The 24,360-nt window shown below is 37.5% G+C and carries 21 protein-coding genes; 16 read left to right on the top strand and 5 right to left on the bottom strand.

All coding sequences use genetic code 11. The features are described from left to right. Positions 1-42: 42 nt before the first annotated feature. Positions 43-777 carry a competence protein ComK gene (locus B8955_RS00840; protein WP_143238315.1) on the bottom strand — a complete coding sequence of 245 codons (735 nt, stop codon included), beginning with the start codon at positions 775-777 and terminating at the stop codon, positions 43-45. A 304-nt stretch (positions 778-1,081) separates the two neighbouring features. Between B8955_RS00840 and B8955_RS00835 the strand changes: the two genes are divergently transcribed. From B8955_RS00835 to efp, 13 genes are all read left to right on the top strand, one after another. Then, the gene (locus tag B8955_RS00835; RefSeq protein WP_084097781.1) at positions 1,082-1,627 is read left to right on the top strand and encodes a sigma factor; all 546 of its coding nucleotides are present in this window, start codon (positions 1,082-1,084) and stop codon (positions 1,625-1,627) included. Further along, positions 1,621-2,184 (top strand): N-acetylmuramoyl-L-alanine amidase, encoded by a 564-nt coding sequence (locus B8955_RS00830; protein WP_084097780.1) that lies wholly within the window; start codon positions 1,621-1,623, stop codon positions 2,182-2,184. The genes B8955_RS00835 and B8955_RS00830 overlap by 7 nt, the downstream gene beginning before the upstream one ends. Positions 2,185-2,335: 151 nt before the next feature. Then, positions 2,336-4,744, top strand: coding sequence for a metallophosphoesterase (locus B8955_RS00825; RefSeq protein WP_084097779.1), 2,409 nt, complete (start codon positions 2,336-2,338; stop codon positions 4,742-4,744). Positions 4,745-5,196: 452 nt separating this feature from the next. Next, positions 5,197-6,207 (top strand): MsnO8 family LLM class oxidoreductase, encoded by a 1,011-nt coding sequence (locus tag B8955_RS00820; RefSeq protein ID WP_084097778.1) that lies wholly within the window; start codon positions 5,197-5,199, stop codon positions 6,205-6,207. 117 nt (positions 6,208-6,324) lie between these two features. Next, entirely contained in the window at positions 6,325-8,361 is a 2,037-nt protein-coding gene (gene recG, locus B8955_RS00815; protein ID WP_084097777.1) for an ATP-dependent DNA helicase RecG, read from the top strand. Between the two features lie 101 nt (positions 8,362-8,462). Continuing rightward, a complete protein-coding gene (gene plsX, locus B8955_RS00810) occupies positions 8,463-9,500 on the top strand; it encodes a phosphate acyltransferase PlsX (protein WP_084097955.1) in 1,038 nt (345 codons plus the stop codon). Between the two features lie 140 nt (positions 9,501-9,640). Then, positions 9,641-9,880: an acyl carrier protein gene (acpP, locus tag B8955_RS00805; protein ID WP_084097776.1), complete on the top strand. Its 240-nt coding sequence runs from the start codon at positions 9,641-9,643 to the stop codon at positions 9,878-9,880. A 117-nt stretch (positions 9,881-9,997) separates the two neighbouring features. Beyond that, a complete protein-coding gene (gene rnc, locus B8955_RS00800) occupies positions 9,998-10,714 on the top strand; it encodes a ribonuclease III (RefSeq protein ID WP_084097775.1) in 717 nt (238 codons plus the stop codon). 14 nt (positions 10,715-10,728) lie between these two features. Further along, complete coding sequence (smc, locus tag B8955_RS00795) at positions 10,729-14,304, top strand: chromosome segregation protein SMC (RefSeq protein WP_084097774.1); 3,576 nt, start codon at positions 10,729-10,731, stop codon at positions 14,302-14,304. A gap of 24 nt (positions 14,305-14,328) precedes the next feature. Next, positions 14,329-15,138, top strand: a complete 810-nt coding sequence (locus tag B8955_RS00790; RefSeq protein ID WP_084097773.1) for a Cof-type HAD-IIB family hydrolase — start codon at positions 14,329-14,331, stop codon at positions 15,136-15,138. A gap of 15 nt (positions 15,139-15,153) precedes the next feature. Continuing rightward, a complete protein-coding gene (gene ftsY, locus B8955_RS00785) occupies positions 15,154-16,182 on the top strand; it encodes a signal recognition particle-docking protein FtsY (RefSeq protein WP_084097772.1) in 1,029 nt (342 codons plus the stop codon). 20 nt (positions 16,183-16,202) lie between these two features. Further along, positions 16,203-16,901, top strand: a complete 699-nt coding sequence (locus tag B8955_RS00780) for an HAD family hydrolase (RefSeq protein WP_084097771.1) — start codon at positions 16,203-16,205, stop codon at positions 16,899-16,901. A gap of 78 nt (positions 16,902-16,979) precedes the next feature. Continuing rightward, positions 16,980-17,543 carry an elongation factor P gene (efp, locus tag B8955_RS00775; RefSeq protein ID WP_084097770.1) on the top strand — a complete coding sequence of 188 codons (564 nt, stop codon included), beginning with the start codon at positions 16,980-16,982 and terminating at the stop codon, positions 17,541-17,543. 96 nt (positions 17,544-17,639) lie between these two features. Here the strand turns inward: efp and B8955_RS00770 are convergent, their stop codons facing one another. The 4 genes from B8955_RS00770 to pyrB are packed head-to-tail and all read right to left on the bottom strand — an operon-like array spanning position 17,640 to position 21,114. Further along, positions 17,640-18,572 carry a dihydroorotate oxidase gene (locus tag B8955_RS00770; RefSeq protein ID WP_084097769.1) on the bottom strand — a complete coding sequence of 311 codons (933 nt, stop codon included), beginning with the start codon at positions 18,570-18,572 and terminating at the stop codon, positions 17,640-17,642. Beyond that, the gene (locus tag B8955_RS00765; RefSeq protein ID WP_084097768.1) at positions 18,553-19,758 is read right to left on the bottom strand and encodes a dihydroorotase; all 1,206 of its coding nucleotides are present in this window, start codon (positions 19,756-19,758) and stop codon (positions 18,553-18,555) included. The genes B8955_RS00770 and B8955_RS00765 overlap by 20 nt, the downstream gene beginning before the upstream one ends. Beyond that, positions 19,758-20,189 carry an aspartate carbamoyltransferase regulatory subunit gene (locus B8955_RS00760; RefSeq protein WP_084097767.1) on the bottom strand — a complete coding sequence of 144 codons (432 nt, stop codon included), beginning with the start codon at positions 20,187-20,189 and terminating at the stop codon, positions 19,758-19,760. Before B8955_RS00760 ends, B8955_RS00765 begins: the two co-directional genes overlap by 1 nt. 1 nt (position 20,190) lies before the next feature. Next, complete coding sequence (pyrB, locus tag B8955_RS00755) at positions 20,191-21,114, bottom strand: aspartate carbamoyltransferase (protein WP_084097766.1); 924 nt, start codon at positions 21,112-21,114, stop codon at positions 20,191-20,193. 440 nt (positions 21,115-21,554) lie between these two features. On the opposite strand from pyrB, the gene B8955_RS00750 reads away from it, so the two are divergent. Genes B8955_RS00750 through B8955_RS00740 form a run of 3 tightly spaced genes read left to right on the top strand, consistent with a single transcriptional unit; the run spans position 21,555 to position 24,355 of the window. Further along, positions 21,555-22,454, top strand: a complete 900-nt coding sequence (locus B8955_RS00750; RefSeq protein ID WP_084097954.1) for an FAD:protein FMN transferase — start codon at positions 21,555-21,557, stop codon at positions 22,452-22,454. A 14-nt stretch (positions 22,455-22,468) separates the two neighbouring features. Further along, positions 22,469-23,083, top strand: coding sequence for an NADPH-dependent FMN reductase (locus B8955_RS00745; RefSeq protein WP_084097765.1), 615 nt, complete (start codon positions 22,469-22,471; stop codon positions 23,081-23,083). A 12-nt stretch (positions 23,084-23,095) separates the two neighbouring features. Continuing rightward, the gene (locus B8955_RS00740) at positions 23,096-24,355 is read left to right on the top strand and encodes an NAD(P)H-dependent oxidoreductase (RefSeq protein ID WP_084097764.1); all 1,260 of its coding nucleotides are present in this window, start codon (positions 23,096-23,098) and stop codon (positions 24,353-24,355) included. Positions 24,356-24,360 lie beyond the last annotated feature (5 nt).

Here is a 24,360-nt window from a genome sequence, read left to right as displayed (position 1 = left end):
AAACCGGATGAGTTGTCAAATGACAGCTCATCCGGTTTTTTGTTATTTTTCTAATTGTCTTTGGCGATTCATCCGTTTCATGAAATTGATTTCCTTATCTGAAATGAGATCTTCTTCATTAATAGTTGATAGAAATTTGTGAATATGATTATCGATAATGGTTTTTAAATAATTTGGATGGTTTAAATGCCCCCGTTTGAAAAAGTAATCATCATAATGATTTAGGGTTGTTTCTTCAATGAAGAAGGCCAAACATTCGTAGAGAATTTCATGCTGGAGACGAGAGTGTTCTCTTGCTGTTTGTAAGTGACGTTTTAATGTATGAAAGTTAGTATCTAAGATTAACGACAAATGATTATCGGTTAAGATTACGGTTTCTTTATTGTAACGCGTAATTTCTTTGATATGATGCAATGCTAACCAATTATTCGAGGAATATGGGGTAGTAAATGGTGCAAAACTTAAATTTCCTCGAGTGAGTGGCTGTTTATATTGCCGAGAAGAAAGGAAATAGTCAAAAGTGATAAAGTGATGAAATTGTTTAACCTCTTTAATCCATCGTGCCATCACTTTTTGGACCGTTTCTTGAATCGTAAACAGTTGGCCGTCCTTCAACATGACGAGTGTCGAGTATTCCTCGTTAAGATGCGTGAGATCTAATACGCATAAGACGTCGCGATTACAGAGAAACATATTGGGATAGGTGGCATTAGTTAAAGACTGAACATTGTTAACTGATAAATCCTTAAGGGAAAAAGTCGTTACAGTTTTCATCATTAGTGTCTCCTATAATTTTTTATATTTTAAACATAATATACTCTATATTGACTATTTTGTAAACGGTCTCTTTTATGAAAGTACAATGAAAAAGAAAATAATTCTATTGAAATAAGATGTTTGTGCTTAAAATCACATTTAACCGGGCAAAATGGTAGTGGAATGGTTAGATTAGGTCTTTTTTAGTGGATTTACTAGAAGAAAACTAAAAATGCTCCCATAAATGAGCCATTCCTCTTTTCGCGTGATTATCCGTTTCACGATATCTTATAGGTGCCGGCAATACTTATAAGAGGTGAGACAAATGTTTAAACAAACTGACTATCCTAAGTTATTTAACCAGTATGAGAAACTGCTTTATCGAGTCTTATGGGACTTGCATATTTATCCCCATACAGATTATTTTGATGATTTCTTCCAAAAGGCCCAGCTCCATCTCTATCAATGTGCCCAAACGTTCGCTAAAAATCCTTTGGAACAAGAACAGCACTATGCATTTACTGCATATGCCAGAAAAATGATTCGTTGGCGTTTAGTTGATGACCTGCGTCAGTTAAATCGTCAACATCAATTTGAACAACAAGATACAACACCATTAGGAATGATGGCAACATCTCAGCGAATGAGTAGTGGCAGATGTGCGCAAGCATTTATGTTAGAAGCTAAAAAACGCTTAACAGCTAGTGAATATATCTTTTTATGTGATTTACTGAACCATCAAGGTGACGTGAGATATTTTACGAATAAATATGGTGTAAGTAAACAAGCGATTCATCAACGGAAAAAACGATTAGCAAAGAAACTATTACCAATAAAAGCTTTGTTAGAATGGGGGGAAGTTGGATGTTAGTGACAAACTATCAACAATATAAAGGAGTATTATTTGTTTTTGGCCATGGAGAAGGAGATCCTGGATGTGTGTATCAAAAGGAGACGGAAGCTGAAATGATTCGTCGCTTAAAACCACATTTAATAAAGTGGGGGAAAACGTTAGCTGTTCCAGTAACATGTTATCCACGGAATTTATATTATCATGCCAATGATTTAAAAGAATACCAGGACTGGATTGTAGTGGAGTTACATTTGGATGCGGCTCGTATTCCCGGTAAAGGTGGGCACGTGATTATTCATCAATGGTTTAAACCAGATGCGATTGATAAAAATTTAATCACAGTTATCGATCAACATTTTAGTTTGGTCACACGCACCTCAAAAGGATTAAGTTGTCGAAAGGATTTGAAAAACTGTAATATAGCAGCTCAGTATGGCATCAATTATCGTTTAGTGGAGTTATTTTTTCTCGCAGATAAACAAGATAGAATGTATTATCTCAATCATTTAGATGATATCGCTAAAACAATTGTACAAGCAATCAGTGGACAAAAAGACTGTCGTTGTGTTGATTAAGTTATGGCTGGAGGAGATATCCTCCAGTTTTTTTGTAAAGTTTTTTTACATCCTTTTTACAGTGTTTTACGCAAAGTTGATTAGAAATTAACATCGGTTGTGTATGCTTAATATGTCATAAATCTTACATATTATTCAAGGAGGAGACCAAATGGCGAAACATTTTGGCTATAAGCAATTAGTATTATCAAGTTTAATGACAGCAACTTTATTAGGTGCCTATTCAAATCAAGCATTTGCGGCAGAGGTAGATACTCAACCGTCACCTATTGATAACACTGAACAAGTTGCAGAACACAATCAGGTATCCACTCATTCATCAAACGAAGATGACAAAGTATCATCTGAAGAAAAAGTGGAATCATCGACAAATAACACGGCTCAATCCGGAACAGAAGATAAAGTGTCTGAAAGTGAAACGTCAAAACCTGAAGAGCCAAAAGTTGGGACAGCTGGAACAGCTGAAGTAGGAAATCAAGAAGTCGCTGTCGATTATGAGAAACCGGAAGTGGCGCCTGTTGAACAATTCAACCAACCGGACCGTATTGCAACAACGATGACTGAACATCCGGATAGTGAAATGGTATTTAACTGGTATACCAAAGACGCACTAGAGGATGCGAGTGTTTATCTCTCTGAAAATGAAGATTTATCGAATGCACAAGTGATTAAAGCTACTCATAAAGGGACACAAACCAACTATTTAGAACGAGACAAAGATGGTAATGTTATTTATGAACTACCAGACTTTAATGAAAGTGGAAAATCAGTTTATTTTACGGATAAACAAATTAGCGCGGATAATCATGATTGGACAGACGGCTCTCATGAAGATAATATCAATACACGCCTTGTCCAAGAAACAATTAATAAAGCCATCGCTAAAAGATTAAAACCGAATACGCGTTATTTCTACCGAGTAGGAGCACCTGGCTTCTTATCGCCAATTGGAACATTCAAAACCGCTTCTGCTGGGGCAGCTCCATTTACTTTTATTCATTATACGGATACGCAAAATGCCTATTGGAATGAACACGTTCGTAATGAAGCGGCGTTTGGAGCAAAAACGTTAGCAGAAGCATTACATAAAGCTGGGAAAGATGTCAATTTTGCATTACATACCGGTGATGTCCTCGAAACCTCTTCAGTGGAAGATGAATGGAAAGATATTTTAAATCGAGCACAAGATGGTTTCTTATCTGTTCCACATGTGATGGTTCCCGGAAATCATGATACTTATGAAACCAGTTTTAATGATCATTTGAATGTGCCAATTAATCATTCGATTGATGGCGGCTCTTATTATTCTTTTGATTATAATGGTGCTCATATGGCAGTGTTAAATACGAATGATAATAAAAAAGATGCGGATAATCCAGAAGGGGCCGCAATGAGTCATGAACAACTATCATGGTTAGAAAATGACTTACGTGAAGCAAGAGAACGCGGGGTTAATTGGTTGATTTTGAGTTATCATAAGCCGCTTTATTCCTCATCTTATCATTCATTACAAGATGAAGATGTCCAAGCTGTTCGTGAACGGTTAATGACGTTAATTGATAAATATGATGTGGATTTAGTCTTCAATGGGCACGATCATGTGCTAACAGCTACAAAACCATTAGTTGCTAATATGGATGTTTTTGCTGATGGGGAAGTAGATGATAAAACCGAAATTATTGAAGGTATGAAAAACGGGATTAAACATATTGCCACTGATGGAACAATGTTTATTATTCCGAATGCTGCCGGTACGAAACTATACGATGATATTTACAATGCACCGTTAGAACATATTCATAAAGTGCGTCCTAAATTAAGCCATATGACTCAAGAAGATTTAGATCACTATCGCACGTTGTTTGACCGTGCTGAACAACCAGAAGATTCTAAGTTCTTCTTAAATTCCCATTCAAATAAACGGGAAGGCTCAACCCAAAACTTTGGTGTGTTTGAAGTGTCTCCTGATGAAATTAAAATCAATATTTACAAAGTACATGGCAATGTTTTAGAAATGGGAGATGACGAGTTACGTGAACCACAATTGATTGCTAGTTATTCATTAATTAATGATCAATTTAAACGGGATGAAACTCCTGACGAAAGTGAAAAACCAAGCGACGGCGAAGCAAATTCTGAGGGAACATTAGAAGAGTCTACAGGTCATGATGACGATAAGACAACAGAATCTCAAGTCGATACGCCAAATCACGAAGAACAAGTTGCTCATCCAGATAAAGAAATGACACAACCATCTGAAATGAAGCATTCAAACGTAGTGACGCCTGAGGTTGTTAGTCATACTGATCAATTAACGACGCAATCTTCAGCCAATCAAACGATGACAAATGAATCAGTCGCTGATACTTCTACTCGAGAAACAACGGGTGAGTTGATGAGTGATGATATGAATGATTCTCATATGATGAGTCAGCCAGCTAAAGAGTCAGAACAAGGACTCCCACAAACGGGACAAGGGCATCTGATGACCTGGTTAGGATTAATACTATCTGGATTAGGATTTAGTTTACACCGTAAACGTCAATCTACTATGAAATAGAAATCACACCTCCACTTTTAGACCTTGGTAGTGACTAACTATCAAGGTCTTTTTTTATTAGAAACAACAATTGTATTTGATGAAATGAGAGATAGCAGCTAATAAAATGAGAAGAAGAGGATACTTTTAGAAACTCATTAAAATACGGAAACGCAATATAGTTATAATTTGTTGAAGTACAAAAATGTTTATTTACTTATTTTATAGTTATAATAACGCTAATGAAAACCTGCTTTCTTAATAATAATTAAAGAAATCGTACGAATCTTGCGGTTTATCTCTTTGTAGTATATTTAATTTTACTTAGAGTAGTGGTATACTGATGAGAGTCGAAATTCTTACGCTTTATAAGCGGTAAAGGACAAAAACGATTGAAATAAACAATGCATACTTAGAGTTGGCATCGAAATGATGATATTAGAGATTAAGTAAGCATAGAATGTGAGGGAATTATGGCATCTAAAATTGGCATCCTAGATATGATACCGCGTGATTACGCATCATCTGTAAGGGAAGGGTTTAATAATTCTACCCGGTTAGCACAGGTCGCCGATAAAGTTGGTCTTCAACGTTATTGGGTGTCTGAACATCATAGCACACCAGCTGTTATTAGTAATTCACCATTCATATCTGTGACCCATTTAGCGGCCAATACGGAAAATATTAAAATTGGTACGGGTGCGGTAATTATGAATAACTTATCACCGTTCCAAATTTCAGAGAATTTCCGTGTGCTTCATGCGCTATATCCCAATCGAATTGAAGCAGGTATTGGACATACTTTAGAATCAGAAGTTAATTTCCAAGTGGATAGTGGTCTTGATATGGCTCATAAAATGGACTATCGCGAAGAGTTATTAGATACTTACCGTTTTATGAATGGTCGATTTGATGGGGAAGATCCTCGGCGAAAATTACACGCGCTACCATTAGATTTCTCACAAGCGCCCCCTCTAACAATTATGGTATCTAGCTTAAATAATGTAAAATTTATCGCAGAAAATGGCTGGGGCTTAGTCTATGGCTTGTTTATTACTGGAGACCGCAAAGAATGTGAAGAAGTTATTCGTGTCTATCATGAAAACTTTGTGCCTAATGAACATCGGCGGAAGCCAGAAGCAACCGTTGCAGTCTATGGTGTCAGTGCTTATGACCGCAAAGATATTAAACCATTAAATATTGCGCTCAATGAATGGATTAAAATTTTTCCTAGTGATAAACGAAATATGTTACAACTCATGAGTTTGTCACAGGCATATGATGAGGCAGAATTAGTTGGTAAGGACTGGGAAGATCCTTATCGTGATTACAAAGTGTCAGGAACACCTCGTCAAGTTCAAGCAGAAATGCGGCGGATGCAAAAATCATTAAAATGTGATGACTTCTTAATGATTAACCAACTATCAGGATTTAAACAACGACGCGATTTTATTGAAATATTAGGGGACGTATCGTTATACTAAACCGGCTATTAGGTGAGAGGATTTTCCTCTCACCTTTTTTTTGTTAATGAACGTGTTGGTTGTCCGGTTTAGAATGCGCTATAATAAGAAAGAAATAAAGCGATAAGGAGAGAAGATATGCCTAATGTGATGGATTCAGTGACAGCTGTTAAAGGTGTCGGTCATAAAAAAGCAGAATTATTAGCTAAGTTAGGGATTCATACCGTTGCTGATTTGCTCACGCATTTTCCTTTTCGTTATGAAGATGTGTCTATTAAATCGTTGGATGAGTTGGAAGATGGTCAGAAAGCAACGATTGCTGGCCAAGTGGTAACCCAACCTGTCGTTCAATACTATGGTCGCAAACGAAATCGCTTATCATTTCGCTTACGTGTCGATCAAGCAGTCTTATCGGTCGTATTTTTTAACCAACCATATTTGAAGAAGAAAATTCATATGGAAGAAGAACTAGTTGTGTATGGTCGATATGACATGGGGAAAGGCCAACTCAATGGGTTCAAAATTTTCAATCAACAAGCGGATGATAATGATGTTGAAGCTATTTATCACGTTACCCAAGGGTTATCGCAAAAAACGTTAATGACTTATATTGCAAATGCACTCGCAACTTATCAATTAGCCATTCCTGAGCGACTGCCATATGATTTAAGAGCGAAGTATCATTTAATTTCACATAGTGATGCCATTAAAAACATGCATTTTCCCGAATCCGAGGAAAAAGGTGTCGAAGCTAGACGACAGATTAAATATGAAGAGTTCTTTCTATATGCTTTACGGCTCCAATGGCAAAATCATCTGCGTCGTCAAGTAGGAAACGGGGCGCCTATCATATATGACAATCAGCAATTAAAACAATTTATTGAAACCATTCCTTTTGAACTGACAAAAGGACAAAAACAGGTGGTCAATGAAATATGCGCGGATTTACGCCAAGATTATCAAATGAATCGTTTACTCCAAGGAGATGTTGGCTCAGGGAAAACGGTTGTGGCCCTGATTGCATTAATGGCGACTTATTTAGCTGGTTTCCAAGGGGCGCTAATGGTACCAACTGAGATTTTAGCGGAACAACATTTTGCCTCATTAAGTGAATTTTTTGCGGATACTTCGATAAACCTAGCATTGCTAACAGGGAGTACGGCAACTAAGCAACGGCGTCAAATACTAGCGGATTTAAAAAATGGGGATTGTCATATCGTAATCGGAACCCATGCTCTTATTCAAGCTGATGTCGCGTTTGATAACTTAGGATTAGTGGTTGTTGACGAACAACATCGGTTTGGCGTTAAACAGCGGCAACAATTAGCCGCTAAAGGGGAGCATTATGCGCCTAATATTTTATATATGACCGCTACACCAATTCCTAGAACGTTAGAAATCACGATAATGGGGGATATGGAAGTCTCTAAGCTCCAAGAAATGCCGAATGGACGATTACCGATTAAAACCGCTTGGATGCGTAAAAATCAACAAGCCATGATTGATGAGCTATTAAGAGAGCAATTAGCATCTGGGCGACAAGCTTATGTGATTTGTCCACTCATTGGAGAATCAGAAGCTCTAGAAGCACAAAATGCAGAATATATTTATCAAGAATACTTAGAGAAGTATGGCCACGAGTATCACGTGGGAATTTTACATGGCAAGATGAGTAATGAAGACAAAGATGCGGCTATGAATCAATTTAAAGATAATGAGACGCAGATTTTAGTGTCAACGACTGTTATTGAAGTGGGTGTCAATGTCCCAAATGCGACATTTATGATTATTTTAGACGCTGACCGTTTTGGATTAGCGCAGCTTCACCAATTGCGAGGTCGAGTTGGTCGTGGCGAACATCAAAGTTATTGTGTCTTAGTTGCGGACCCTAAAACCGATAATGGACGCGAACGGATGCGTATTATGGCCTCTTCAACAGATGGTTTTTATTTAAGTCAGCAAGATTTGGTCTTACGTGGGGCAGGGGATTATTTCGGAACGAAGCAGTCCGGTCTTCCTGAGTTTAAATTAGCGGACCCTATTGCTGATCAAGTCATTTTAGAAACGGCAAGGCAAGATGCTCAACAATTTCTTCCTATCTTACTAGATCATGCAGATGACTATCCACAATTAAGTAGCTGGTTAGCGACAATGAGAGCTGATTTTTCTGCGTAAATGTAGGCATGACTTTAGCTTAACAACCAGGCAAATATTTATTACAATAGTAGCAATAGAATCAATAAACAAATGAAAAAAGGAGTCACATGATGACAGATATGAAAAAATGGTGTATTGCAGTCGATGTAATGGGCGGAGATAACGCTCCTGAAGAAATTGTCAAAGGAGCTGTATTATCAGCACAAGCATTCTCAGACGTTGAAATTCAACTTTATGGAGATGAAGAAGCGATTAAAGCAGCCTTGCCAACTGATATTCCTCAAAATCTGGCCATTGTCCATGCGAGTGAAAAAATTGCGACAGATGATGAACCGGTCAAAGCGATTCGTCATAAAAAAGATTCTTCTATGGTACTCGGTGCGAAAGCTGTCAAAAAAGACGCGGCAGATGCTTTTATTTCAGCTGGAAACAGTGGGGCATTGTTAGCAAGTGGTTTATTAATTGTTGGTCGCATGAAAGGAATTGAACGTCCAGCATTTATGGCAGCCTTACCTAGTCTAACTACTCCTGGAAAACAATGGTTATTAATGGATTCTGGTGCCAATGCGGAAAGCAAACCCCAACACTTAGTCCAATATGCGCGTATGGGCCAAGCGTACGTTGAGTCTGTATTTAACGTTAACTTTGGACGAGTAGGATTATTGAATAATGGAGCGGAAGCGTCTAAAGGAAATCCGCTTACGAAACAAACACATCAGTTATTAACAGAAGCGGAAGATATTCATTTTATTGGAAATGTTGAAGCGAGAGATGTACTAAGTGATATGGCTGACGTCATTGTGGCTGATGGTTTCACTGGTAATACATTATTGAAATCGTTAGAAGGTACAGCTAAACAGTTAATGAATTTAATCAAAGAGACGTTAAAAAATGGCGGACCTAGTACCAAATTAGGTGGATTAATGATTAAAGGCGAATTAAAAAATCTGCTCAAAGATATCGATTACGATAAAGCAGGAGGCGCCTTATTATTTGGAGTCAAAGCGCCAGTCATTAAATGTCATGGGACTGCTGATGCTAATAATATTCATTATGCCATTAAACAAGCGATTGATGTCCTAGATGCAGGAATTGTTCCAGAGTTAGCTGATATTTTTGCTCAACAGGCGGCAGAAAAGAAACAACGAAACGATTAATGACGTTATGAAGAGCTAACCTTGACGACATTACTTAACCTAAGTATTATGGTCCTCAAAAATGGGAAAATCTGTTAAAATATCTTTAGGCTGGTTAGCTATAACATAGAAATAAAATGATTAATTAAGGAGCATAACAGATGACTGAAGAAGAAATTTTCAACAAAATTAAAGAACTTGTAACCGATCGTTTTGGTGTTGAAGAAGACCGTGTCACTCGTGAAATGACATTTCAAGGCGATTTAGGTGCCGACTCATTAGATGTTGTCGAATTAGTAATGGAACTAGAAGATAATTTTGGCGTTCAAATTGCTGATGAAGATATTGAAACAATCGTCACAATTGACGATATTGTCAAATATATCAAAGCTCACCAATAATTGAGCGAGTGAAATAATAAGTGACTACAGCTTCGATAGTAGGCAGAGGAAGATGTTCGCTTGCTATCGAAGCTGTGTTTTGTTTTTTATAATTAATGGTAGGAAAGGAGTTTAATCATGGATATTCAAGCAATTAAACAATTATTAGCTGATAAATTTGATTTACATATGCAAAATCAAAATCATTATGTTGAAGCATTTACGCATTCGAGCTACAAAAATGAAAATCGGCGGAAACATTTGGTTGATAATGAACGAATTGAGTTTTTAGGGGATGCGGTGCTTGATTTGCAAGTCTCACGCTATCTTTACTTACATTATACAGATATGCCTGAAGGGGATATGTCACGTTTACGGGCATTAATTGTTCGTGAAGAAAGTTTAGCCAAACGTTGTAAAGAATGTGGCTTCGACCAATTTTTACGTTTAGGACATGGCGAAGAGTCTAGCGGAGGTCGAACACGTGAGTCCTTGTTGTGCGACTTGTTTGAATCCGTATTAGGGGCTATTTATCTTGATCTTGGTATAGATGCTGTTGAACACTTTTTAGAAATAACCATTTATCCTAAGATTAAGAGCGGTTACTTTAACCGTCAAGTAGATGCCAAAACGGCGTTACAAGAAGAATTACAAAAAAATGGGAATATCCAATTAGATTATCAATTGATTGGTGAAGAAGGCCCAGCCCATGATAAACGCTTTAAAGTAGCAGTTGAATTAGATGGGGATATTATCGGTGAAGGAAAAGGTCGCTCTAAAAAAGCAGCCGAACAAGCCGCTGCTCAGTCTGCTTTAGATGCGCAGCGAGCTAACCAAGCAGATGACAAACACTAGAAAGTGGTGACACCTTGCATTTAAAAAAAGTTGAGATGATTGGCTTTAAAAGTTTTGCCAATAAGACAACAATTGAGTTTGATAGTGGGTTTACTGCTATTGTAGGGCCTAATGGTAGTGGGAAATCGAATATTACTGAGGCCATTAAATGGGTGTTAGGTGAGCAATCTGCCAAATCTCTACGCGGTCGTAAGATGGATGATGTGATTTTTGGAGGAGCAAGTAATCGTAGCAAAGCCCAATATGCAGAAGTTACCTTAGTTTTTGATAATTCGGATCATTTACTTAATATTGATACGGATGAAGTGGGTATGACGCGGCGCTATACGCGAGCTGGCGAAAGTACGTATATGATTAATCGCAAAAATTGCCGTTTAAAAGATATGACGGAATTAATGATGGATACCGGAATTGGTCGTGACTCCTTCTCTATTATTTCCCAAGGTCAGGTTGAAGCAATTTTTATGCAAAAACCAGAAGATCGACGTGCGATTTTTGAAGAGGCTGCCGGTGTCATGAAATATAAAAACCGCAAGAAAGAAGCCTCTAATAAGCTCGAGCATACCCAAGAAAATTTAGACCGCATTTTCGATATTCTAAAAGAAGTTGAAAGTCGTTTAGAACCGTTAGCAAAACAACGACATGCTGCGCTAAATTACCAAGAAAAACGAGCAGAATTAAGTGATATTGAAATTGCTTTAACAACTGTTCAAATTGAAACGTTGAATGAGCAATGGGAAAATGCGAAGAATGATTTGAACCAATATGTTCAAACCATACAGCAACAGAAGGAAAAACAAACCGAGTTTACCGAGCAATTAAATGCTATCCGTCAACAAGAACATACCGCTGAACAAAAAGCAACCGAATTAAATGAGACGTATATTCAACTTGTCCGCGAAGCTGAAACGATTAAACGCCAAATTGACTTAGCTGAACAACAAAAAGCCTTTAATCAACGCGATAAAGCGGCTCAAGAAAAAACGTTAGCGGATTATCAATCGTCTATTGATCAATTAACGCGTGATGTGGGAATGTTAAAAGCCGATGTGCACGATGCTCAACTAGCGTTTGAGCAAAAAAAGGTGCAACGTGACGATAAGTTACAAGCATTAGCTGCCCTTGACACGACGGATGAACATGATATTGAAGAGAAACGTGAAGAATATATTGCGGCCATTCAACAACAGTCCCAATTACAGCATACGATTGCTGAATTGGAGAAAGATATTGAGCAATTACGCCAGCAATCTCAACAAGATGTGCAGTCGCAAGACGATTTCCAACAATCAGTGACTGAGTTAGAGACGACTTTAGCCACTAAGAAAGCAGATAAAGATAACTTATCGACGTCGCTTTCTGATTTGCTCGCGGACTACAAACAACTTGCTCAATCCGTCAAAGACAAACAACAAACAGCCCAACAACTTAATCGCCAATGGCAACAACAGCAACGTCAATTAGTCGACGCCAAAACAAGACAAGAGAGTTTAGAGAAGCTGGCGAAAGAGCATAACGGTTTTTATTATGGTGTCCGTTCAGCATTGAAGTTACAATCGCAAATGAATGGTATCCACGGAGCTGTTGCTGATTTGATGCAAGTTCCTAGTGAATATGTTGGCGCGGTTGAAACGGCATTAGGTGGTGCCATGCAAAATATTGTTACATCAAATCGACAAGTGGCTGCTCAAGTCATTCAAACCTTGAAAAAAAATCGGGGCGGGCGAGCGACTTTCTTACCGATGGATGTGATTAAACCAAGAGAAATTCCCAACGGTACTTATCAAATTGCTCAAGCAATGCCGGGATTTATCGGGGTGATGGTTGATTTAATAGACTTTAATGATCAATACCAATCAATTATGGCGAATTTAATGGGACAAACGTTAGTCGTTGATAACTTGTCTCATGCTCAAGATGTTGCTCAAGCCATCCATCATCGGTCGCGGATTGTAACGTTGGAATCAGATGTTATCCACGCTGGTGGGTCAATGTCTGGAGGCGCTAGAAACCAAAAAGGGGACAGCGTCTTAGCACGTAAACGTGATATCGAGACATTGAAAGCTTCGATTGCGACTTTAACGAAGAAAACGCAAACTACTAATCAGCAAGTAGAGCACCTGCAAACAGAAATTGACGAAGCTACTCAGAAATTAGAAACAATGAAAACAACTGGCGATGAGAAAAGGTTCCAAGAACGTACCTTAATTGCAGAAATCGAGCAATTGACGAAACAATTGGATGAATTAACGCTCCAAGAAGAGCAAAATAACCAACATCGTCAAGACATGGCTGATAAGTTGCAAGAAATGGAAAGTCAATTAGAGGAGAAACGAGAAGCGATAGTTACCCAAGGAGAAAGGGTCGATTCCCTTCAACAAACGATTCAGGCATTGAACTTGTCTGCTAACGAAAAAGCAAGTCATCGTGACCAATTACAACATGACATTCAAACGATTGAAACCGATTATGCTGTTTCAAAAGAAAAATTAGCTCAACAAAACAATCAATTGAATCATAAGGAACAACAGTTAACGGAACAAAAAGACACGCTTGTTGAACTCCAAAAGGCTGTTCAATCAATGTCCTCTCAGTTGGATAATCATTCTGAAGAAACCGCAGAGTTAGAAGCTAACTATAAAGACTTACTTGAGGAACAGAAAACAACGGAAAAAGCGCTAAAACAATCCCGCTCTCAACGTGAAGTGGCGAAACAGCAAGCCGATAAAATGAATAAAACCTTAGATGACTTAACGACTCATCTCGAAGACTTGTATTATAAACAAGCCAAATTAGAAGGTACGGTTTCTCGTTATGAGGTTTCCATCGATAATCATTTAGATCATTTACGTGAAGAGTATGGATTAACCTTCGAAAAAGCACGGGCTGAATCTGAATTAACGATGTCTATTGAAGCAGCTTCAGAACGCGTTCGTGATTTGAAGCGTGAAATTGATCAATTAGGACCTGTCAATATTGCGGCAATTGATGAATATGATGACGTTCATCAACGGTGGACATTTATGACGGAGCAACGTGATGATGTTATGGCTGCTAAGGATAATTTATTACAGACGATGGATGCGCTAGACAAAGAAGTGATTCATCGCTTTAAAGAAACTTTCTTAGCAGTTCGCGAAGCTTTTGAACGCATTTTTCCGCAACTATTTGGTGGTGGTAAGGCGAGCCTATCCTTAACAGATCCAGATGACCTCTTACATTCTGGAGTTGATATTATGGCACAACCACCAGGAAAAAGATTGCAACAGTTGAGTTTATTATCCGGTGGTGAGAAAGCTTTAACTGCTATTGCCTTATTATTTGCTATTTTAGATGTGAAGAAAGATATTCCATTTAGTATTTTAGATGAAGTGGAAGCGGCGTTGGATGAAGCGAATGTGGCGCGTTATGGTCGTTATTTACGCGAGTTTGCAGAGTCTACCCAGTTTATTGTAATTACTCATCGTAAAGGAACAATGGAAGCTGCCAATATTTTATACGGTGTGACGATGCAACAATCGGGTGTATCCAAACTGGCGAGTGTTCGTTTAGAAGACATTGAAGAAGTCGATGATATGGTCACATCTTAGTGTGATTTTCCTAAGGAGGAACTTATGATAAAACTTATTGCATTAGATTTAGATGGCACGTTATTACGAGATGATAAATCGATTAGTGAGAAAAATATTGAAGCCATCCATTTTGCTTTAGACCATGGTGTTGAAGTGGTTATTACGACAGGACGTCCCTTAGCAGCAATTAATCATATCCTTGATCAACTCGATTTAAATACTGCTGAGCATTATAGTATTACGTATAATGGCGGATTAATTATTCAAAATCAAACGCAGAAAGTCATGCATACTAAGACACTTTATGATAATGAAGTGGAAAAAGTAGCGAATACCTTTCTTTCATTAGATTTACCAGTTTCAGCTGTCGGCGATACTGCCGTATACGAGTTTCCATATCCAGATGGTCATCCAAGTTACTATAAACAACAAATGACCTTTTTACCTTATCAATCGATTGAACGAGATGCTGATGGTCATTGGCCAGATATTTTTAAATTTGTCATAGCAACTGAAAAAGAACACTTAGAAGCGAAACTCCCAAGTATACCAGCTGCTATTACTGAACGCTATGAAGTTATGCGTTCGCATCCTCATCAATTAGAGCTTATGCCTACGGGTGTGGATAAAGGTTACGGTCTCAGTCAAATGGCGAATATATTAAACATTCAACAATCTGAAGTGATGGCAATTGGGGATGAAGAAAATGATAGCGCTATGTTACAATGGGCAGGAACAGCTGTAGTGATGGGTAACGGTCGTGAAGATATTAAAGAACTAGCCGATTATATTACAGCCTCAAATATGGATGACGGTGTCGCTCAAGCGATTTATCACTTTGTTAAAGCTTAAGAAGGAGAGTGCGAAATGGGTTTATTCGATCGAATTAAAAAGGCCTTTACTGGTGAAGATCCAATTGTTGAAGAACAGAATAAGCAAGAAGAACAAGAAGAGAAGATTGTTCTTGATAAGTATGATAAAGGTGTCGAAAAAACACGGAAAAGCTTTTCGGAACGGTTGAATGAATTATTTGCCGGATTCCGTGAAGTGGATGAAGAGTTTTTCGACGATTTAGAAGAAACATTAATTACCTCTGATGTTGGTTTTGATATGACAATTGCCTTATCTGATGCCTTACGCGAAGAAATTCAATTAAAAGGGGCTCGTAATGGGGAACAAGTTAAAAATTTAATTGTCGAAAAAATGGTCGATATTTATGACCAAGGTGGCGAACCAGATGTCGAAATTAAGCGGAATCCTAATGGTCCAACTGTTATTTTATTTGTTGGGGTTAATGGTGTTGGTAAAACGACCACAATTGGTAAAATGGCTTATCAGTTAAAATCAGAAGGTAATAAAGTGTTAATGGCTGCTGGAGATACGTTTAGAGCAGGGGCTATTGAACAGTTAGAAGAATGGGGCAAACGAGTGGAAGTTCCTGTTATTACAGGAAAAGCGCATGGAGATCCAGCTTCGGTTGCCTTTGATGCTGTAAAAGAAGCCACAGATGGCGACTATGATTACTTACTTGTTGATACCGCTGGCCGTTTACAAAATAAAGTGAATTTAATGAATGAGCTTGAAAAAATGAAACGAATTATTACGCGCGAAATTCCAGATGCTCCGCATGAAACGTTATTGGTTTTAGATGCGACAACTGGACAAAATGCTCTTATTCAAGCTAAAGAATTTAACCAATCTGTTGATATTTCTGGTTTAGTGTTAACCAAATTAGATGGAACATCAAAAGGTGGCGTCATTTTTGCCATCCGTTATGAACTGGACTTGCCCGTTAAGTTTATCGGATTAGGGGAAGGTATCGATGACTTACAACCATTTGAAGCAGAGAAATTTATTTATCAATTAGTTAAAGATGTTGTTGAAATTCAAAAATAGTAGAGAAAAGGAGCGCGTATATGCTTAAGGCAGTTGGTTTTGATTTAGATGATACATTGTATAGTCGCTTAGCCATTTATGAACGGACATATCAACAGATGGAAGATAATATCGTCGCTACTGGTATCCCATTTAATCAGTTTGAGCCGATATTTGAGAAATATTCGCAATTAGAATTTCAAAAGTTTAATCGTGGTGAAAAAACACGGGAACAGTATTCAATTGATCGCGTCGTTGAAACCTATTCGGAATTAGGATTTGAAATTCAACCCGAAGATGGGGCTTATTTTAATGATGTGTATCATAGTGAACAGGCGAATATTACCTTACGTCCAGGGGTTGAAGAATGTTTATCATTCTTAAAGTCTAAGCAAGTGATTCCCTTCGTGCTGACAAATGGGTCGAGCGAAGGGCAATGGAAAAAAGCGGAACGACTACAGTTAACAGAATGCTTTTCTCCAGAACATATTTTTGTGTCCGGCGATTTAAATTGTGCGAAGCCGGACGTGGAAATCTTTCAATATATTAGCCAACAATTAAATGTTAATTTATCTGAAATGGCTTATATTGGCGACAATTATACAATGGATGTTATCGGAGCTCAAAATGCTGGCGTAACGCCCGTTTGGCTCCAATTGAAACCAACGCAAGAAAAGATAGATACCACAACTGTTACGATTATTTCCGAATTTTATGACTGGTTACAAGCAAATTGTTAATATATTTTGGTGGCATTAGGCGACTTGTGTTATAATGTTATGGTATGACATTACCAAGATAAAGGAGTTTTGTTAATTATGATTTCTGCAGTTGACTTACGTGCTGGTATGGCATTTGTTGAAGGCGACAAATTAATTAAAGTATTAGAAGCTAGTCACCACAAACCAGGTAAAGGAAATACCGTTATGCGTATGAAATTACGTGATATTCGTTCTGGTGCGACATATGACACAACTTTCCGTCCGGATGAAAAATTTGAACGTGCATTCTTAGAAGATAAAGACGTTCAATACTTATACAACAATGGTGATTCTGAAGTATTCATGGACTTAGAAACATTCGAACAATACGAAATCCCTCATGAAACAGTTGAGCAAGAAATGTTATTCTTAAAAGAAAACATGGAAGCTAAAATTGAATTCTTTGGTGAAGAAGTTATTGGTGTTAAAGTTCCTAACACTGTTGAATTAGAAGTGAAAGAAACACAACCATCAATTAAAGGGGCAACAGTAACTGGTTCTGGTAAACCAGCAACAATGGAAACAGGTCTTGTTGTTACTGTTCCTGACTTTATTGAATCAGGCGAAGTTTTAATCATCAACACAACTGATGGTGGTAGCTACAAATCACGTGCTAAATAAATAATGAATGAAGATAGAAGGGTTTTGCTTCTATTTTGAGATAAAAAAGTGCTCAGCAATTAACAGCTGAGCACTTTTTGTTTAATAGTGATTTTATTATAAGTACTGTAATTGACCGCGGAAATCATCAATTTCAGAGTAACCTTTTTGGGTCATAATAGCTTCTAATTCTTGAGTAATCCGTTCAAATAATTGGGGTCCGTTATGACCGAGTGCCGTTCCGACTTGTACCATAGAAGCTCCACATAAAATATGTTCGAAAGCATCTTGGCCAGTAGAGATACCACCTGTTCCAATAATACTAATTTCTGGATTTAAGCGTTGGTACCATGCGTGAACATTTGCTAACGCTGTTGGTTTAATAATGGATCCACCAAGACCACCAAAACCTTGTTTAGGTTTAATGGCTACTGATTCATCGTGAACGATAAGGCCATTCCCAATTGAATTAATCGCATTAACATAGGCAATTGGAAATTGATTTATAATATCTGCCATTTGATCAAAATGAGACATATCAAAGAATGGTGGCAATTTAATACCTAATGGTTTTTTAAACCATTTGAAAATTTCAGTTAAAATCCGTTCAGTGGTTTCGAAATCATAAGCGACTTGAGGTTTGCCTTCTACATTTGGACAAGAAAGGTTCAACTCGACCAAACCCTCAAAATCGGAGTCATTGACGATTTTGAGAATGTCGTAAATTTTGTCTTCGCCCATTTCGGTTACTGATAAGAAATAAGTTTTGTTAGGATTCTTCTCTTGAAATTGTTTAACAGCATCTAAATAATAGTCAATGCTCATATTTGGTAAGCCAAAGGAGTTAATCGAACCAATATTATATTTATAGTAACGTGGTTTGACATTTCCTTCGCGATATTCGATAGTTGCTGTTTTGGTAATAAATGTACCAGCAGCTGATTGATCTAATTTTTCTAATGATGTGACATCACTACATAATACCCCAGAGGCATTCATAATACAGTTATCAAATTCAAAACCTGCCACTTTAGTCTTTAATGCCATTATTTTCCTCCTCTAAACGATCATATTTAATGTGACCATTTACAATTGTTTTTTCGATTTGTCCCGTAAACGTTTCCCCTAAAAATGGTGTGTTGTGGGAACGAGAAGCGATGTTTTCTTCTTTAATGGTTTCTTGTTTATCTAAGTCAACGATAACGATATCGGCATCATAACCAATAGATAATAATCCTTTATGGTAGTCAAGGACTTGAGCGGGACCATAACTCATCATTTGAGAAACCAATGATAAAGATTGTTGATGTTGTTCAACTAATACTTTATAAACAATTTGGAAGGCCGTTTCTAAACCAATAAGACCTGGAGAACCGGCAGCTTTTTCCTCAGCAGTGTGAGGGGCATGGTCAGTAGCGATTGCATCTACATCACCATTAATAATCGCTTGGACTAAATAGTCGACGTCCGCTTGAGTTCGAATAGGTGGGTTAACACGGAAGTCACTATCTGCCATATAAATATGATGAGGAGTGACTTCTGCTGAAACAGGGTAGCCTTGAGACTTACCAAATTGAACAGCGCGCATAGAATCAATCGTTGATATGTGGCAAAAATGAATTCGTGCACCAGTTTTGCCTGACAAGTAAGTATCACGAATCGTATCGACATCTTCAGCAATCCGATAATCAACAGGAGAGATTTCATTATCTTCTTCATGAATCATGACTTTTAAGTCACGAGCTGCTAACTCTTTGAATAAACGATATGTTTGATCAGTGCGATGTAAGCCGTGACCATCATCGGATAAGAATTTTACGGAAGATGGAATAGTATCAAAGTCTACCCATTCTTCACCGGCTAAGTCTTTAGAAACCGCGTAGCATTGACTCATATTGACTAAGTCTAAGTCTTTTGCTCGTTGCATAATATCGTTATACACTTCAGGCGTATCTACGACAGGATTAGTGTTGGCCATTAAATTGACAGATCCATAACCTCCTCGCAGAGCAGAATGAGCTCCCGTTTCTAAGTCTTCTTTTTGGGTAAAACCAGGATCTCTAAAATGGACATGCGTATCGACGAAAGCGGGCATTACAATTTTACCCGCTGCATCGATTGTTTCATCAGCTGTTAAATCCTCACCAATAGCGATAATTTTTCCATTATCAATAAGGATATCTGCATAAAAATCATTTTTGGCATCAACAAGACGACCGTTTTTAATGACTAACATTAAATTTCCTCCAAGTCATATAAGTGGTCACAATAGACACAAGTATATTGTTGTTTTTCTTCATTAATTAATTGGAATTCTGTTTTAACATGACGTTCGTGGTTAGAAATACAACGAGGGTTTTTGCATGTTAAAGCATTTTCGATGGTTTGTGGTAATTTGATTTCAACTTTTTCAACGATTTCTTCATCTTTAATGATGTTTGCTGTAATTTGTTTTCCGAATAGTGCTAAGACATCTAAGTTCACATCAATATTTTTTTCGATTTTGATAATGTCTTTTTTACCCATTTTTTCACTTTCAGCATTCATAATTAAAGCCACTGTGAAATCAGCTTTGTCTAAGTTTAGTAAGTTGAATAATTTAACCCCTTGGCCAGCTTTAATATGGTCGATAACGATTCCTTGTTTAATTGATGTAATTTCTAGCATCTTATAATTCCCCCATTCCTAGTAATGATAAGATTAATGACATTCTGACAATAACGCCATAGCCTACTTGGTCGAAGTAAACAGCACGTGGATCATCGTCAACTTCTGGTTGAATTTCATTAACACGTGGTAGTGGATGTAAAATGGCTAAATCTTCTTTGGCATTTTTTAATTTTTCATTGTCTAAGATATAACTATCTTTTAGACGAACATAGTCGGCTTCATTGAAGAAACGTTCACGTTGAACACGTGTCATATATAGAATATCTAAGCGGTCAATGACTTCTTCAATACGTTCGACTTCTTCGTATGCAATATTTTTAGAATCTAAGAAATGTTTCACATAATCTGGAACTTGTAATTCTTCTGGTGAAATGAGGATAAAGCGGTTATTTGGATAAGCGGACATTGCTGTGATTAAAGAGTGAACCGTTCGTCCAAATTTTAGGTCACCACATAAGCCGATGACATGATTATCAAGATCATGTTTTGTTTGATGAATGGTTAATAAGTCCGTTAATGTTTGAGTTGGATGTTGATGACCACCATCACCAGCATTAATTAATGGCACTTCAGCATGTTGACTAGCTAATGTAGCACTACCTTCTAATGGGTGACGCATTGCAATGATGTCTGTGTAGTGTGACACGGTGTGAATAGTGTCACCAAGTGATTCCCCTTTAGTCGTTGATGAACTACCACTTTCGGAAATACCAATAACAGAACCACCTAAACGATTCATTGCTGATTCAAAACTTAAGCGTGTTCGCGTAGAAGGCTCAAAAAAAAGAGTCCCAAGAATTTTTCCATCACAGGAATGCGAAAAATCTTCAGGACTCTTTATGATTTTTTCAGCTAACGATAAAATAGCTTCGATATCTTTTGGTGTGAAATCAGTAATGTTAATTAAGTTTCTAGGTTTCATTGCCTACCATCTCCAATTCATTTTTTATTCTGAGAGCTATTCTACACACATCCCCGAAGGTTGTCAAATGATTTTAGTTATTTTTTTGCTAAAAACCGAATGGTAGTAATTGATATCCTTGTATCATTAGGAATCTGGTGGTTTTGTCATAATGAATTTGCACATTTGTTTATGTAAGAATGAAACTATATTCATGATTTAAAAGTTATAAGTTGCTGCCTTGAAGTCATATCTTTGTGAATTTATTGATCAAATTTAAGTGGTGATAGAAATTATTGAAATTATAAAAAAGTCTTGAAATAGGATGAAAAGTTAGCTAAGCTTACTTCTGGTGATAACGTTCACAAACCAAAATCTGTTTGTGGACAAAAAAATTTTGCCTAATTTTAGAAATAGAATGAGGGAGAAATGTGTCTTACGCTAAACGTACCGTTCGATTAATGGGAACTATTATTGATATTGCGATTACCCATCCATTGGCCAAAGAGTTGTGCCAAGATGTCGTCACATTGTTAAAGCAATATAATCAACGATTTTCTGCTAATGATTCGACATCGGAACTCAGTCAAATTAATCAACAAGCAGGGATTCAACCGGTCACCGTACATCCCGAGTTATTTGAATTGATTGCAATCGGGAAACAGCATTCCCTTGCGCAACCATCGTATTTGAATATTGCGATTGGCCCATTAATTAAAGCGTGGCGAATAGGTTTCTCAGATGCCCATAAACCGAGTCAAGAGGATATTGATTATGCACTGCAATATATTAATCCTGAGGATATTATTATTAATCCTGTAAACAGTAGTGTTTTTCTACGTAAAAAAGGGATGGAAATTGACTTAGGGGCATTGGCAAAAGGCTATATCGCTGATCGTATTATGGCTTATTTAGAGCAAAAAAATGTGCAAAATGCTTTGCTCAATTTAGGTGGTAATTTAGTGACATTAGGAGCACCTAGTCATCGTGACGATAAAAAGTGGCGGGTTGGTGTCCAAGACCCTATGCAACCACGAGGGCAAAATAAGTTTGTTATAAAAATGGGTCCAGGATCTATTGTGACATCTGGAATTTATGAACGGGTATTGAAAATTGATGGACAGACGTATCACCATATTTTTGATAGTGATACTGGCTATCCTATGGCTACTGATATTGCTAGTATGACGATTATCTCCAAACAATCAGTAGATGGGGAAATTTGGACAACGCGATTATTTGGATTACCAGCTGATGATATCATTGCCACTGTCAATAAAGAACCTGGTATTGAAGCGATTGTAATTAAACAGTCGGGCGACATATTAACGTCGCAACATATTATGCAATTTTTACTATAAGGAGTGGTAAACGAATGAAGAAATTTATCGGTATTATCGGGTCACCATCGATTGAGACGACGAATGAAAAACTCTTATCTTTAATCAAGCATGCTTTCCAATCAGAATTTGAATTAGAATTAATTTCTGTTCGTGATTGGCCAATGTTTAATAAACCTATTTCGTTAGAGTTGCCTGCTAAAATTCAAACAGTTGTCGATAAGATTGACACGGCAGATGGGGTCTTAATTTCAACAGCTGAATACGATCATTCTGTTCCAGCAGTTTTATCTAATGCGTTAGCTTGGTTATCTTATGGTCAATATCCAATGGTGGATAAACCAACATTAATTCTTGGGACTTCTTATGGACGTTTAGGGTCATCTCGTGCACAATTTCACTTACGCCAAATGTTAAATGCCCCTCAATTAGCGGCTAATATGATGTCTGGTGATGGTTATCTATTATCACATGCCTTGCGAGCGTTTACGGATGATAGCGAGTTTGCTCGGGCGATTGACAGGACAGATTTGGAAACTTATATCAATCGTTTTATTGAATTTGTAGACCATAATAAACGAACGGATGTACAAATTTTACAAGCCAAAGAAGTTGCTGCAAATTATGATAAACGTTTTATACGTCGTTAAGGAGGAAACACGATGAAAATTATTGGTATTATTGGGTCTTTAGATGAACAAAAATCATATAATGAACAATTATTAAACTTTATTCGCACACATTTTTCGTCAATGTTTGATTTAGAAATCGTTGATATTAGCCAATTTCCACTATTTGATCCGCACAATGATATAACGTCGACATCAGAGATGAAAGCGCATCTAAGTAAACTTTCTGGAGCAGATGGTGTGATTATTTCGACAGGTGAACATAGTCGTTCCATTCCACCGGTGTTAAAAAGTTATTTAGAATGGGTATCATACCAAGTTCATCCGTTAGAAAATAAACCGTTAATGGTGATTGGCGCTTCATACTTAGACCAAGGAACCTCTAGTTCTCAATTACATCTAAGACAAGTATTAGAAGCACCAGAAGTTGGCGCTTATGTTTTCCCAGGCAATGAATTTTTATTGGGCGAAGCGCGAGAAGCCTTCGATGATGAAGGAAACTTAAAAGATGAAGCGACCGTTAAGGTATTAAAAGGTTTTTTGAAAAAATTCCAACGTTTTGTACGAATTATCAATGAAGTGGAAGCAGGAGATCCTGAAGATGAAGACTTAGAAGCCACAGGAACTATTGCGACGACGATTGATGTGGATAAAAATAGTGACCACTGGGTAGAAGAGGCCACTGAAAAAGTAAACCCTGCTCAAGGGGATGATTATGTGTTACTTGATCACGGAATCTTAACCGTTAACCAAATTTCTGAATTATTGAATTCTATGCCGTTTGAAGTGACTTTTGCTGATGAAAATAATCAGTTCTTATATTACAACTATAATACACCAACTGAAGCAATGTTTGCGAAACGTAAACCAAGTCAGGTTGGGAATCCTTTAGCTACTTGCCATCCACCACGTGCGCGTGAAAACGTTAAAAAAGTGGTTCATCTTTTACGTAGTGGCAAAACGGATTGTTTCCGGATGCCTGTTCCGACACACGGACCTGATAAATATGTCGTTCATTCTTATCAACGAATTACGGATAAAGACGGTAATTATCGCGGAATCAATGAGTATGTCATGGATTTAATGCCAACGATTAATTGGTACTTAAAACAAACAGGCCAAGAACTCATCGGCGGTCAACCTGATGCGGCAACAAGTGCTACAGCTAAAGAACGTCAAGACTCTAATATGACGGTTGAAACAGCTAACCCAACTGATGCGGATACTAGTGCTTCAGCAAGTATAGAATCAACGAGTGAAACAGATGCTGATACTGGAGCATCACAAAGTTAAAAACT

It is taken from the genome of Aerococcus suis (assembly GCF_900176325.1).
Classification (GTDB): Bacteria; Bacillota; Bacilli; order Lactobacillales; family Aerococcaceae; genus Aerococcus; species Aerococcus suis.
Note: the sequence above shows the minus strand (reverse complement) of the source record. Positions and strands in the feature narration are given on the sequence as shown.